General features: G+C 67.8%; 14 protein-coding genes. 12 read left to right on the top strand and 2 right to left on the bottom strand.

Going from position 1 to position 13323, the window contains the following annotated elements:
• The first annotated feature begins 165 nt into the window (after positions 1-165).
• The 6 genes from rpsM (at position 166) to BoBH3_RS22510 (ending at position 5612) form a co-directional block, all read left to right on the top strand.
• Positions 166-534, top strand: coding sequence for a 30S ribosomal protein S13 (rpsM, locus tag BoBH3_RS22485; RefSeq protein WP_262333099.1), 369 nt, complete (start codon positions 166-168; stop codon positions 532-534).
• Positions 535-649: 115 nt separating this feature from the next.
• Positions 650-1039 carry a 30S ribosomal protein S11 gene (gene rpsK, locus BoBH3_RS22490; RefSeq protein WP_038365430.1) on the top strand — a complete coding sequence of 130 codons (390 nt, stop codon included), beginning with the start codon at positions 650-652 and terminating at the stop codon, positions 1037-1039.
• Between the two features lie 92 nt (positions 1040-1131).
• Positions 1132-2148 carry a DNA-directed RNA polymerase subunit alpha gene (locus BoBH3_RS22495; protein ID WP_262333100.1) on the top strand — a complete coding sequence of 339 codons (1017 nt, stop codon included), beginning with the start codon at positions 1132-1134 and terminating at the stop codon, positions 2146-2148.
• A gap of 111 nt (positions 2149-2259) precedes the next feature.
• Positions 2260-2676 (top strand): 50S ribosomal protein L17, encoded by a 417-nt coding sequence (gene rplQ, locus BoBH3_RS22500; protein WP_262333101.1) that lies wholly within the window; start codon positions 2260-2262, stop codon positions 2674-2676.
• A gap of 192 nt (positions 2677-2868) precedes the next feature.
• Positions 2869-4305 (top strand): DegQ family serine endoprotease, encoded by a 1437-nt coding sequence (locus BoBH3_RS22505; protein ID WP_262333102.1) that lies wholly within the window; start codon positions 2869-2871, stop codon positions 4303-4305.
• Complete coding sequence (locus BoBH3_RS22510) at positions 4302-5612, top strand: replication-associated recombination protein A (protein WP_262333103.1); 1311 nt, start codon at positions 4302-4304, stop codon at positions 5610-5612. Before BoBH3_RS22505 ends, BoBH3_RS22510 begins: the two co-directional genes overlap by 4 nt.
• A gap of 6 nt (positions 5613-5618) precedes the next feature.
• On the opposite strand, the gene BoBH3_RS22515 is transcribed toward BoBH3_RS22510, so the two are convergent.
• A complete protein-coding gene (locus BoBH3_RS22515) occupies positions 5619-5957 on the bottom strand; it encodes a hypothetical protein (RefSeq protein ID WP_262333104.1) in 339 nt (112 codons plus the stop codon).
• Positions 5958-6159: 202 nt separating this feature from the next.
• Here BoBH3_RS22515 and BoBH3_RS22520 point away from each other — a divergent pair, with 202 nt between their 5' ends.
• From BoBH3_RS22520 to BoBH3_RS22545, 6 genes are all read left to right on the top strand, one after another.
• Complete coding sequence (locus BoBH3_RS22520; protein WP_262333105.1) at positions 6160-6885, top strand: GntR family transcriptional regulator; 726 nt, start codon at positions 6160-6162, stop codon at positions 6883-6885.
• A gap of 47 nt (positions 6886-6932) precedes the next feature.
• Entirely contained in the window at positions 6933-8513 is a 1581-nt protein-coding gene (locus tag BoBH3_RS22525) for an ABC transporter substrate-binding protein (protein WP_262333106.1), read from the top strand.
• A gap of 168 nt (positions 8514-8681) precedes the next feature.
• Positions 8682-9065: a fluoride efflux transporter CrcB gene (crcB, locus tag BoBH3_RS22530; RefSeq protein WP_262333107.1), complete on the top strand. Its 384-nt coding sequence runs from the start codon at positions 8682-8684 to the stop codon at positions 9063-9065.
• Between the two features lie 17 nt (positions 9066-9082).
• The gene (locus tag BoBH3_RS22535; protein ID WP_410050644.1) at positions 9083-10423 is read left to right on the top strand and encodes an RluA family pseudouridine synthase; all 1341 of its coding nucleotides are present in this window, start codon (positions 9083-9085) and stop codon (positions 10421-10423) included.
• Positions 10424-10610: 187 nt separating this feature from the next.
• Positions 10611-11015: a hypothetical protein gene (locus BoBH3_RS22540; protein WP_262333109.1), complete on the top strand. Its 405-nt coding sequence runs from the start codon at positions 10611-10613 to the stop codon at positions 11013-11015.
• Positions 11016-11103: 88 nt separating this feature from the next.
• A complete protein-coding gene (locus tag BoBH3_RS22545; RefSeq protein ID WP_262333110.1) occupies positions 11104-11775 on the top strand; it encodes an HAD-IA family hydrolase in 672 nt (223 codons plus the stop codon).
• A 49-nt stretch (positions 11776-11824) separates the two neighbouring features.
• Here the strand turns inward: BoBH3_RS22545 and BoBH3_RS22550 are convergent, their stop codons facing one another.
• Positions 11825-13054: an MFS transporter gene (locus tag BoBH3_RS22550; protein ID WP_262333111.1), complete on the bottom strand. Its 1230-nt coding sequence runs from the start codon at positions 13052-13054 to the stop codon at positions 11825-11827.
• Positions 13055-13323 lie beyond the last annotated feature (269 nt).

Genomic DNA, 13323 nt, shown 5'->3' on the forward strand with positions numbered 1-13323 from the left:
GTTTCATGAGAGCGATGCCGTTGCCTTCGCGAGAGGGGACGACGTCGCGTTACTGCATGGAAGCGGCAAGATAAACGTTCCGCATGGGCCGGCCTCCACCGGACGCGGGATACCAATCAACCGCTGGACGCCATCGGGCGAGCCGGCAGACATGGAGATGAGATCATGGCTCGTATCGCGGGCGTCAACATTCCCACCGGCAAGCGCGTCGTCATCGGCCTGCAGTACATCCACGGCATCGGCTCGGCCAAGGCCCAGGAGATCTGCGAGAAGGTCGGCATCGCCGCCGAGCGCCGCGTGAACCAGCTGACCGACGCCGAGGTTCTCCAGATCCGCGAGACCATCGACCGCGACTACCTCGTCGAGGGCGACCTGCGTCGCGAGGTCTCGATGAACATCAAGCGCCTGATGGACCTCGGCTGCTATCGCGGCCTGCGTCATCGCCGCTCGCTGCCGGTCCGCGGCCAGCGCACGCACACCAACGCCCGCACCCGTAAGGGCAAGGCGAAGCCGATCGCCGGCAAGAAGAAGTGATTTCAGTGGGCCGGTAATCCGGCCCGCTGTATTTGCGCCGGCTGACCCTTACAGGGCGGCCGGCATCCCCAGCGCCTGGAATGACGGGCGCGCCTGAAGGATGAAAGACAGAACCATGGCCAAGGAAGCCACCCGCGTCCGCCGTCGCGAACGCAAGAACATCGTCTCCGGCGTCGCCCATGTGAACGCCTCGTTCAACAACACCATGATCACCATCACCGACGCGCAGGGCAACACGATCTCGTGGTCCTCGGCCGGCACGATGGGCTTCAAGGGCTCGCGCAAGTCGACCCCGTACGCCGCGCAGGTCGCCGCCGAGGATGCCGCCCGCAAGGCTGCCGAGCACGGCATGCGCACCCTCGAGGTCGAGGTGACGGGTCCGGGTTCGGGTCGCGAGTCGGCGCTGCGCGCGCTGCAGGCCGCGGGCTTCACCGTGACCTCGATCCGCGACGTCACGCCGATCCCGCACAATGGCTGCCGTCCGCGCAAGCGCCGTCGCGTCTGACGCCTCAAGCCTTATGCGAGGCGCCCGCAGGGGCGGGCGCCTGTCCGGGGCGGCGGTCGCCGCCAGATGAATTCAGCACCAGGAGTGCGGTCGTGATCAGCAAGAACTGGCAGGATCTTTCCAAGCCGAACAAGCTCGAAGTGAAGGTCGGAGACGACCCGAAGCGTCAGGCCACCGTGATCGCGCGTCCGCTCGAGCGCGGCTTCGGCATGACGCTCGGCAACGCTCTGCGCCGCGTGCTGCTGTCGTCGCTGCAGGGCGCAGCCGTCACCGCCGTCCAGATCGACGGCGTGCTGCACGAGTTCTCCTCGATTCCGGGCGTCCGTGAGGACGTCACCGACATCGTCCTCAACATCAAGGCCATCGCGGTCAAGATGCAGGGCGAAGGCCCGAAGCGCATGACGCTGCGCAAGTCCGGCCCGGGCACCGTCACCGCCGGCGACATCAACACCATCGGCGACGTCTCGATCCTCAATCCCGAGCTCGTGCTCTGCACGCTCGACGAGGGCGCCGAGATCCGGATGGAGTTCACAGTCAACACCGGCAAGGGCTATGTCCCGGCCGAGCAGAACCGTCCGGAAGATGCGCCGATCGGCCTGATCCCGGTCGACAGCCTGTATTCGCCGGTCAAGAAGGTCTCCTACCGCGTCGAGAACACCCGCGAGGGCCAGAACCTCGACAAGGATTCGCTGACGCTGGCGATCGAGACCAACGGCTCGGTGACGCCCGAGGACGCGCTGGCGCTCGCCGCCCGCATCCTGCAGGACCAGCTCGCGGTGTTCATCACCTTCGAGGAGCCGCGCAAGGAAGAGGCCGTCTCGACCGCGCCGCAGCTGCCCTTCAACCCGGCGCTGCTCAAGAAGGTCGACGAGCTGGAGCTTTCGGTCCGCTCGGCGAACTGCCTGAAGAACGACAACATCGTCTATATCGGCGACCTCATCCAGAAGTCCGAGGGCGAGATGCTGCGCACCCCGAACTTCGGCCGCAAGTCGCTGAACGAGATCAAGGAAGTGCTCGCCACCATGGGCCTGCATCTGGGCATGGACGTCCAGGGCTGGCCGCCGGAGAACATCGAAGAGCTCGCAAAGCGCTTCGAGGAGCACTACTGAAATTAGACGGCGCAGGCTTTGCCTGCGCCTTTGGCCCGGCTCATCCGAGCCGGAGCATAAAGGACGGCCGTTCCGTGGCACGGCGGCCGTAAGCAACGAAGGAGCCAAACAATGCGTCACGGTTTTCGCGGTCGTCGTTTCAACCGCTCGGCTGAGCATCGCAAGGCGATGTTCGCCAACATGGCCCAGGCCCTGATCAAGCACGAGCAGATCACCACCACCCTGCCCAAGGCGAAGGACCTGCGTCCGGTCGTCGAGAAGCTGATCACGCTCGGCAAGCGCGGCGACCTGCACGCCCGCCGCCAGGCGATCTCGCAGATCAAGGATGTCGAGCTGGTCGGCAAGCTCTTCGCGGTCCTCGGCCCGCGCTACAAGGAGCGCAACGGCGGCTATCTGCGCATCATGAAGGCGGGCTTCCGCTTCGGCGACAACGCCCCGATGGCGATCATCGAGTTCGTCGACCGCGACGTCGAGGCCAAGGGCAAGGATTCCGGCCCGGTCTTCACGGCGGAAGACGAGGCGGCCTGATCGGCCTCTGTTCGTTTCGATTTCGGAAAGGGCGGTCTTCGGGCCGCCCTTTTCTTTTGGCGACTTGGCTCTTGCCGCGGAGCGGCGCTTGCACGACATGTCGCTCAGGAACACAAGCGCTTCTAGGCGGTAGAAGCTGGAACGGCGCGGCCCGGCTTTCGGGCGCAGCCGATCGTCACGACGAGGATGAGCATGAGTCATCGCTTTGCAGGAACCCGGACGGTGCTGGCAGCCGGCATGCTCGCATGTGCCCTTACAGCGAGCGCTGCGCCCGGCACGGCTTTCGCCCAGGCCCGGCAGGTGCCGGAGACGCGCGAGCAAATCACGCTCTCCTTCGCGCCGCTGGTGAAACGGACGGCGGCCGCTGTCGTCAACGTCTATGGCGCGCGCGTCGAGCGGCGGCCGCAGAACCCCTTCATGGACGATCCCTTCTTCCGCCGCTTCTTCGGCGATGGCGGCTTTGGGGTGCCGCGCGAGCGGGTGCAGCGTTCGCTCGGCTCGGGCGTGGTGGTGGATGCGGGCGCCGGGCTCGTGGTGACCAACAACCACGTCATCGAGAACATGAGCGAGGTGAAGGTCGCCTTCGCCGATAAGCGCGAGGTCGAGGCCACGATCCTGCTGCGTGACCCGCGGACCGATCTCGCCGTGCTCAAGCTCGCCGACGCCAAAAATCTCACCGCCATGGAGCTTGCGGACACGGACGAGCTGCAGGTTGGCGACATCGTGCTCGCCATGGGCAACCCCTTCGGCGTTGGCCAGACCGTGACGCAGGGCATTGTCTCGGCGCTCGCCCGCACGCAGATCGGCGTGGGTGACGCGCAGTCCTTCATCCAGACCGACGCGGCGATCAATCCCGGCAATTCCGGCGGCGCTCTGGTGGACATGAAGGGCCGCGTCGTGGGCATCAACACGGCGATCTATTCGCGCTCGGGCGGCAGCGTCGGCATCGGCTTCGCCATCCCTGCCGCGATGGTGCGCCTTGTCGTCGAGAGCGCCAAAGCCGGCGTCAAGACGGTGCGGCGTCCCTGGCTCGGCGCGCGCCTGCAGGCGCTGACCGCCGATGTCGCGGATGGGCTCGGCCTCGACCGCCCGGCCGGCTCGGTCGTCGCCAGTATCGTCGAGAAGGGGCCGGCCGATCAGGCGGGCCTGCGCCGCTCCGACGTGATCCTTTCCGTTGATGGCGTCGCTGCCGACGACCCGGAATCCTTCGGCTATCGCTTCGCCACCCGGCCGATCGGCGGCACCACGACAATGACCGTGCTGCGCGGCGGCAAGAAGGTGGATCTCCAGATCAAGCTCGTCGCAGCGCCCGAGACGCGCCCGCGCGACACCGTGAAGCTGACAAGCCGCTCTCCGCTTGCGGGGCTGACGGTTGCGAACCTCTCGCCGGCGCTGGCCGAGGAACTCTCGGTCGAGACCGGCAACGAGGGTGTCGTCGTCGCCGAGATCGAGGAGGGCAGCACCGCCGCCAATATCGGCTTCCAGAAGGGCGACCTGATCATGGCCCTGAACGGCGAGCGGATGGCGAATTCCCGCGATGTCGAGACCGCGTTGCGCGAGCGCAAGCGCGCCTGGGAGGTGACGATCTCCCGCAAGGGCCAGACGATCACCTCGGTCTTCCCCGGGTGAGCGACCTGTTCTCTGCCTCGGGGCTGGACAAGTCCGGCCCGCGGCCGCTTGCCGACCGGCTGCGGCCGAAGACCTTCGGCGAGGTGGCGGGCCAGGAGCATCTGACGGGGCCGGAGGGTGCGCTGACGCGGCTCGTCGCCTCCGGCACGGTCGGCAGCCTGATCTTCTGGGGGCCGCCCGGCACCGGCAAGACGACGGTGGCCCGGCTGCTGGCGGGGATGGTCGATCTCGGCTTCGAGCAGATCAGCGCGATCTTTTCGGGTGTCGCCGATCTCAAGAAGGTCTTCGAGGCGGCCCGCGCCCGCCGGCTCGGCGGCAAGGGCACCCTGCTCTTCGTCGACGAGATCCACCGCTTCAACCGCGCCCAGCTCGATGCCTTCCTGCCCGTGATGGAAGATGGCACGATCACGCTGATCGGGGCGACGACGGAAAATCCGTCCTTCGCTCTCAATGCGGCGCTTCTCTCGCGCGCCCGCGTCCTGACCTTCAAGGCGCTGGACGAGGGCGCGCTGCTTTTCCTGCTCGGCCGGGCGGAACTGCTGGAGAACCGGGAACTGCCCCTGACGGCTGAGGCGAGGGCGGCGCTCGCGCGTTTCGCCGATGGCGACGGGCGCGCCGTGCTGACATTGGCCGAGGAGATTTGGCGCGCCGCCAAGCCAGATGAGATCTTCGACGAGGCGGGCCTCGCCGAGGTGATCCAGCGCCGCGCGCCGATCTACGACAAGGCGCAGGACGGCCACTACAACCTGATCTCGGCCCTGCACAAGACGATCCGCGGCTCCGACCCCGACGCGGCGCTCTATTATTTCGCGCGCATGCTCGATGCCGGCGAGGACCCGCGCTTCCTGGCCCGGCGGCTGGTCCGGATGGCGGTCGAGGATATCGGGCTGGCCGATCCGCAGGCGCTCCTCCATGCCCGCGCCGCGGCCGAGACCTATGAGCAGCTCGGCTCGCCGGAAGGCGAGCTCGCGCTCGCCAATTGCGTGATCTACCTCGCCACGGCGCCGAAATCGAACGCGGCCTACATGGCCTACAAGGCTGCGGTGCGCACGGCGAAGGATGGCGGCTCGCTGATGCCGCCGAAGACCATCCTCAACGCGCCGACGAAGCTGATGCGTGAGGAGGGGTATGGCGCCGACTACGCCTATGACCACGACGCGCCCGACGCCTTCTCCGGCCAGAACTACTGGCCCGACGCGCTCGGCCGGAAGCGCTTCTACGACCCGCCCGAGCGCGGCTTCGAGCGCGAGATCAGGAAGCGGCTGGAGTACTGGGAGAAGCTCCGGCGGGAGCGCGGGGAGGGGTAGCGACCCTCAGCCCCGGCAGTAGAACGGCAGGAAGGTGCTGGCCATGCCGCGGTTCATCGCCATGACGACCAGCGTGTTCGCCAGTTCGAGTTCCTCCTTGCTGCGGGCGCAGACATCGGCGCGGGCCTGGCAGTTCGAGGCGAGGAAGGCATCGTGGCTCGCCAGGAACTCCTGCCCGAGGCCCGCCCTGCCTTGCTTTGCGACGGCCTGGTTGAAGGCCGCCTTGTAGCGCTCGCATTTCTCCGTAGGCCAGTCGCGCCCAGCCTGCGCTTTTCCTGACGATTGAGCTTGGGCCGCGGTTGCGGCGGCGAAGAGGGCGAGCGCGAGGGCGAGCAGGGCGGGCATCGAATCTTTCCGGAGAGGCGGGCGCGCGACGCATCAAGCCTGCAATTGCGGCGAATTCAGTCATCGGCCGAAAATTCATGCGTCCTGCCGCTGCTTTCGAGGCAGGGCGTCGATTGAGCCTCTTCGGCTCCGACTGGATCATTGGATACAGTGATGCAGCCGGGCCTACGCCACGCCGGGGGCTGCGATACCGGAGAGGTTCATGGGCTTCGGACGGACGACGGTTTCGCCGGCCACGGCGCAGGAGGAGGCCTATCGCGCCATCCTCGGCGCCATCCGCACCGGCCGCTACCCGCCCGGCGAGAGGCTGATTCCGGAGACGATCGCCCGCGAACTGGCGATGAGCCGCATGCCCGTGCGCGAGGCCTTCCAGCGCCTCGCCAATGAGGGGCTGGTGATGCTGCGCCCCAATCGCGGCTGCGTCGTCTCGGGGCTGACCATCGAGGAGATCTTCGAGGTCTTCGAGATGCGCTCGGTGCTGGAGGGGCTGGCGGTGCGGCTCGCCATGCCGAATGTCGATGCCGGCGTCATCGCGGAGCTGGAGGATTTCCTCGGCCGGATGGAGCGCAGCGGGCAGGCGGGCGGGCGCGACTGGCTCAGCCTGCACCAGGCCTTCCACGAATATATCTGCCGCTTGAGCGGCCGGCCGAAGCTGCTGCGCCAAATCTCGGCGCTCCATATCGCGGTCGAGCCCTATATGCGGATCTGGCTGCACCATGTCGACCAGCCGGAAACCGCGACCCGCGCCCAGCACGTCGTCGTCGAGGCGCTGAAGACCGGCGACGCGGCCGCGGCCGAGCAGGCGATGCGCGACCACGTCATGCGCACGGCGCCGCATCTCGCCGCTTTTCTCAGCAGCGGCAAGGCCGGAGCGGTGCTCGCCACGCGCGCCGACCGCAGCGCCTTCGCCGCCATGCCGACCGGATGAGGCCGCCGGCCCGAAACATTTCACAGCGACAAGCACAGGGGAATGACATGGACAGACGCCAGTTTCTGAAAGCCTCCACCGCGGCCGCCCTGCTGCCGGTGCCGCACATCGCCCGCGCGCAGGATGCGAAGGTGCTGCGCTTCGTGCCCTATTCGGACGTCGCGATCATCGACCCGATCTGGACCACCGGCTATTCGACCCGCACTCATGCCCTGCTGGTCTGGGATACGCTCTATGGGCTCGACGAGACCCTCCAGCCCCAGCCGCAGATGGTCGAGGGCCATGTCGTCGAGGATGACGGCAAGCGCTGGACGCTGACGCTCAGGCCCGGCCTCGTCTTCCATGATGGCAGCAAGGTCCTGGCGCGCGACGCCGTTGCCTCGATCAAGCGCTGGGGCGCCCGCGATGCCTTCGGCCAGTCGTTGATGGCGGCGACCGAAGAGCTTTCGGCGCCCGACGATCGCACCATCGTCTTCCGTCTGAAGGCGCCGTTCCCGAACCTGCCGATGGCGCTGGCGCGGCCGAGCGCGCTCGTCGCGGCGATCATGCCGGAGCGGCTGGCGGCGACCGATCCGTTCAAGCAGATTCCCGAGGCGATCGGCTCCGGCCCGTTCCGGTATGTGAAGGAGGAGCGCGTTCCCGGCGCCCGCCACGTCTATGCGCGCCATGAAGGCTATGTGCCGCGCTCCGGCACGCCGAGCTTCACCGCCGGGCCGCGCACGCCCTATCTCGACCGGGTCGAGTTCCAGGTCATGCCGGACCCGGCGACCGCGATCAGCGCGCTGCAGACCGGGGCCGTCGACTGGGTCGAGCAGCCGCTGATCGATCTGTTGCCGGTGCTGCGCAAGGACCCGAACATTGTCGTCGAGGTCAAGGACCCGACCGGCATGGCGGGTCAGCTTCGTCTCAACCATCTGCAGGCGCCCTTCAACAACCCCGCGATCCGCCGCGTCATCCTGAAGGCGCTCGATCAGCAGGCCTGCATGGATGCGGTCTGCGGCGGTGATCCCGAGGTCAGGCGCACAGCCATGGGCTTCTTTCCGACAGGCTCGGCCATGGCATCGGAAGCAGGCATCGCACCGCTCAAGGCGCCGAAGGACTATGATGCGCTGAAACGGGAGCTCGTGGCGGCCGGCTACAAGGGCGAGAAGATCGTCTTCCTCTCGGGGCAGGACGTGCCGCGCATCTCGCAGGTTGCGGAAGTCGCTGCCGACATGCTGCGCAAGCTCGGCGCCAATCTCGACTTCGTCGCGGCGGACTGGGGCACGGTGCTCCAGCGCATCACCAGCCGCCAGCCGGTCGAGGCGGGCGGCTGGAGCTGCTACGTCACCTATTGGTCCGGCATGGACCTCGGCTCGCCCGCTACGAGCTCGCCCCTGCGCGGCAATGGCGAGCGGGCCGGTCCCGGCTGGCCGACCAGCCCCGAGATCGAGGCGCTGCGGGCGAAATGGCTCACGACCGCCGATCTCGCCGGCCAGAAGGCGATCGCGGAGCAGATCCAGGTGCAGGCGATGCAGGACGTGCCCTATGTGCCGGCGGGGCAGTACTTCCAGCCGGTGGCCTATCGCAAGGGGCTGACGGGCATGCTGGCCGGCGTGCCGGTCTTCAGCAATCTCAAGAAGGGCTGACAGGTCGGAACCAGGGGTCATGGTCGGGCTTGTCCCGACCATCCACGTCTTCCTTCGTGAATCGCAGTGTTCAAGACGTGGATGCTCGCCGCAAGGGCGCGCATGACGAGTTGGAACGGCCGCCATAATTCGTTTGTGCGCGGTCCTTGCGCTGGCTATTGCTGGCGCATGACATCCACCGCACTCGTTTTTCTGGGCGCCGGCATCGGCGGCGTGCTTCGGCACGGCGTCAATCTCGCGGCGCTGCGCTGGCCGCTTGCCAGCTTTCCCTATGGTACGCTCGCGATCAACATCCTGGGCTCCGGCCTGATGGGGCTGGTCGCCGGCTGGTTCGCCTTCCGCGCCGGGGAGGGGACGCCGCACGGGCTGCGACTCTTCCTCGCCACCGGCATCCTCGGCGGCTTCACCACCTTCTCGGCCTTCTCGCTCGATGCGGTGCTGCTCTGGCAGCGCGGAGAGACGGCGGCAGCGGCGACTTACGTCGTCGGTTCCGTGCTGCTCTCGCTGGCCGCGCTGGTTGCCGGCCTTGCTTTGGTGAGGGCGCTGTCGTGAAGGCGCCGGGCAAGGGAATGGGCGGCAAGGGCACTGGCGGGAAAGGCCCCGGCGGGAAGGGCGGGAAGGCTCCGGCCGGCCGATCCGCCGGCGGGCGCCCCGGCTTCAAGGCCGGCGCGGCGCGTAACAAGGCTCCAGGCGGCGGCGGCTTCGACGAGGCGCGCGGCCCCGGCGCGCCCAGAGCCAAGCGCCCTAGCCACGACCAGCGCCGCCAGGAGAAGGCGGTCATGCGCTCGCGGCCCGAGGCCGCCGAGGCTCCGCGCAGGCCTGCGACGCGCAAGCCCGCAGCGCGAACGGCCGGCGCCGCTCCCGCGGCTCCGACCCGCGCCGAAATCAAGGCCGAGACGGCGCAGGTGCTCGCGACCGGCGTGCAGCAGCTCGTGGTGACGCCGGACGAGAACGAGATGCGGATCGACCGCTTCCTCGAGGCGCGCTTTCCGCAGCTTTCCTTCAGCCATATCCAGCGCATCGTCCGGAAGGGCGAGTTGCGCGTCGACGGCAAGCGCGCCGACAGCAAGGACCGGCTCGAAGCCGGACAGACCGTCCGCATCCCGCCGCTGAAGCTCGAACAGCAGTCGGAGCGCCCGCGCTCGGCCAAGGCCGATGCCGATACCATCGGTTTCCTGCGCTCGATCACGCTCTATGAGGACGACGATGTCATGGTCCTCAACAAGCCGGCGGGGCTTGCCGTGCAAGGCGGCTCCGGCACCACCCGGCATGTCGACAAGATGCTGGAGGCGCTGACCGGCAAGGACGGACAGAAGCCGCGCCTTGTCCACCGGCTCGACAAGGACACGGCCGGTTGCCTCGTCATCGCCAAGTCGCGCTTCGCAGCAGCGACGCTGGCCAAGACCTTCCGTTCGCGCTCGGCCCGCAAGGTCTATTGGGCGCTGGTGTTCCATGTGCCGCGGGTGAAGCAGGGCCGGATCTCGACTTATCTGGCGCGCGAGGAGGCCTATGACGGCGACCAGCGCATGGCGGTGGCCGAACATGGCGACGAGGGGGCAATGCACGCCGTCACCTACTACGCCGTGGTCGAGACCGCTGCGCAGAAGCTCGCCTGGCTCTCGCTGAAGCCCGTGACCGGGCGCACGCACCAGCTGCGCGCCCACGCCGCCCATATCGGCCATCCGATCATCGGGGACCCGAAATATTTCGACATCGAGAACTGGGAGCTGCCCGGCGGCATCCAGAATAAGCTGCATCTGCTGGCGCGGCGGATCGTCATTCCGCACCCGCGCGGCAAGGGCACGATCGATGTGAGCGCGCCGCTGCCGCCGCATATGCGCCAGAGCTGGAACCTGTTGGGCTTCGAAGACCAGCACTACGACCCCATCGTCGACGCGCCGGACGAGTGAAGGGGCGGTCCGCCCCTGACCGAACGGAAGAGAACAGTTGCGGAACATATTTGCTTATGTTCTAACTATGTTCTCTTACGGAAGGGGGCCGACCATGCGTTCGATTTTCATCGTTTCCGCCTTTGTTCTCAGTTGTACAGCGGCGCAGGCTCAGACGGCCGCGCCGTCTGCCGTCAACGCTTCGACCGTGGCTTCATCCGCCTCGGACGAGCCCGTGCCACGGGCCGAGAGGGCCAAAGCCCGGCAGGATTGCCTCTCTGAGAACGTCGCGCTCTCGGGCGACGATCTGCGAGCCGCGATGCGACTTTGCCTGCAGGCAAAGTTCCCGGGTGTCAGGCTCTATGCGCAGGACGGCGTCACACGCGATGGCAAGCCCACCGCAGTCGCAGCACGCGCGGCCTGCAAGGACGAAGTCGACGGGCGCAAGCTCGAGGGTTCGCAGCGTGTCGCGGCGCTGACCGCCTGCTTCAACGCCAGGCGGCCCGATCTTGCGCAGCGCGCGGAATGCCGCAAGGAGGCGCGGGGCAAGGGGCTGGACGGCGCCGACCTGCGCAAGGCGGTGGAGAGCTGTGCGCGCGAGGCCAAGGGCTGAGCGGCCAGCTCTGCCGGTTGGCTGGGTGGAATGACGGCATGACGCGCAAGCAATGGATCATTCCCAGGATCCGCGCTAAAGCGCCGCCATGGACCTCATCATCTTCGATCTCGACGGCACGCTGATCAATTCTGAGGCGATCCTTCTCGCCGCGCAGGTCGAGACGTTCACGCGTTGCGGCCGGGTGCATCCGGGCCGCGAGGCCGGGCTCGGCATCGTCGGGCTGACGCTCGACATCGCCATGGCGCGGCTCGCCGGGCTCGAGGAGCCCGACGATATGCTGACGCAGACCTATCGCGATGTGTTCAACGCCATGCGCCTGCAGGCGGACCCGTCGCTTGAAGAGCCGCTCTTTCCGGGCGTCGCCGAGACGCTCGCGGCGCTGAAGCTTCATAGCGGGCTGAAGCTGGGCATCGCCACGGGCAAGTCACGCAAGGGCTTGGACTTCGTCGTCGAGCAGCATGGCTGGCAGGGGCTGTTCGACACGGTGCAATCGGCCGACGACGCGCCCTCCAAGCCGCATCCCGGCATGATCCTGCGGGCGATGGCCGAAACCGGCGCCGCTCCCGAGCGGACGGCGATGGTGGGCGACAGCTCCTTCGACATCGAGATGGCGGTTGCCGCTGGCGTGACGCCGGTGGCGGTGTCCTGGGGCTTCCAGCCGGTGGCGAGCCTGGTCTCGCTCGGCGCGCGCCATGTGCTCGGTGAATTCGGCGAGCTGCCGGGCGTGCTGGGGCTCCGGCAGCCGGCGGTGGCCTGACCGCTCTGGCAGTTTCCGGCGGGCGCCGAACGCTTGGGCGGCCGGGGCTTCACGCTGCCTCGGGGAGTTCGCGCAGGCGTGGCACGCTGGAAGCCGTGATCACCAGGAGCTGGAGCAGGAAGCCGGCGGTCGCCACAGCGAGGCAGGCCGGCGCGCCATAGCGGGCAGCGACAAGGGCGCCGATGGCAGCTCCGATCGGACGGGAGCCGAAGGTCGCGGTCATGATCAGGGCCGAGACGCGGCCGAGCATGGCGTTCGGCGTCACCGCCTGGCGCAGCGTCATGGTCGTGATCGACCAGAGTATCGGGCCTGCTCCGAACAGGAAGAAGCTCAAACCGGCGAGCAGGACGGTGGGGAACCACAACGTCAGCAGCATCACGGTCGCGGCGGCAAAGCCGGTGAGCGGCCCGATGACGATCATCGTGCCGAATGGCAGCCTTCGCGCCAGTGCGGGCGCGACCCAGGCGCCGGCGATCATGCCGGCGCCGTAGATGCCGAGCGTGACGCCGACATTGCCGGGCGTCAGGCCAAGATTCTGCACGGCATAGGCGACATAGATAGCCTGCAGCACGAACCATGACGTGTTGAAGAACACGGCGGTGACGAGGATCGGCCGCAGCAGCGCGTGGCCGCCGATGAAGGCCGCTCCCTCCTTGAGATCGTGCAGCAGGTCGCGTCGAGGCCGCGCCTGCGTCTCTTCCTTGGGCAGTCCGGCCAGCAGGAGCACGGCGAGGATCGAGAGCGCTGTCGCCAGCGCATAGGCGCCCGGTGCGCCAGTCCAGCCGACGAGCGCGCCGCCGAGTGCCGGGCCTCCGGCATAAGCCGCGCTGCGGGCGAGCTCCAGCCAGCGGTTCGCCGCGCCGAGCTGGGCGCGCGGTACGAGCGCGGGGACCAGCGCCGGCGCGGCGACGCTGTAGACTACCGTGCCGATGGCGCCGAGGAAGCCGAGGATCGCCAGTCCGACGAGGCTGAGTTGCCCGAACCCGATCATCAGCATGATCGCCAGCAGGGCGAGCGCGCGCAACGCCTCGGAGCCGACCATCAGCCCGCGTCGCGAGGCTCTGTCGACGGCGAGCCCCGCCGGAATCGAAAGCAGGAGGAAGGGCAGCGTCTGCGCCGTCTGGAGCCAGCCCGTCTCGGCCGGACCGGCCGCAAGCAGCAGAACGGCGGCCAAGGGCGCCGCCGCCAGCGCGATCTGCTCGGAAAATTGGGCGGCCAAGTTCGACCAGTTCAGGCGCTGAAAAGCGGCAGGTAGTTTGGTGTCGTGGGGCGCGGTCATGCGGGCCTCGGATCGGGATTTGGATGCCGCGATCAAGCGCTGCGCGGGCACTGCCTTCCACCCGTTTCCTGTGCCGAGCCGGTCGGCATTGCGAGGAGCGTCAACAACGAAGCAATCTTGGGAGGTTCGGCTGCCCCTCTCCATCCAGCCCCCCGGATTGCTTCGCTGCGCTCGCAATGACGGGTTGCGATACGGCCGATCCCGCGATCCGCAGTAACATCCTCGCAACCACGTCGGATCAGTTATGTTTAACCTGAATATCCGTTCAG

The sequence above is a fragment of the Allobosea sp. BH3 genome, assembly GCF_025499465.1.
Classification (GTDB): domain Bacteria; phylum Pseudomonadota; class Alphaproteobacteria; order Rhizobiales; family Beijerinckiaceae; genus Allobosea.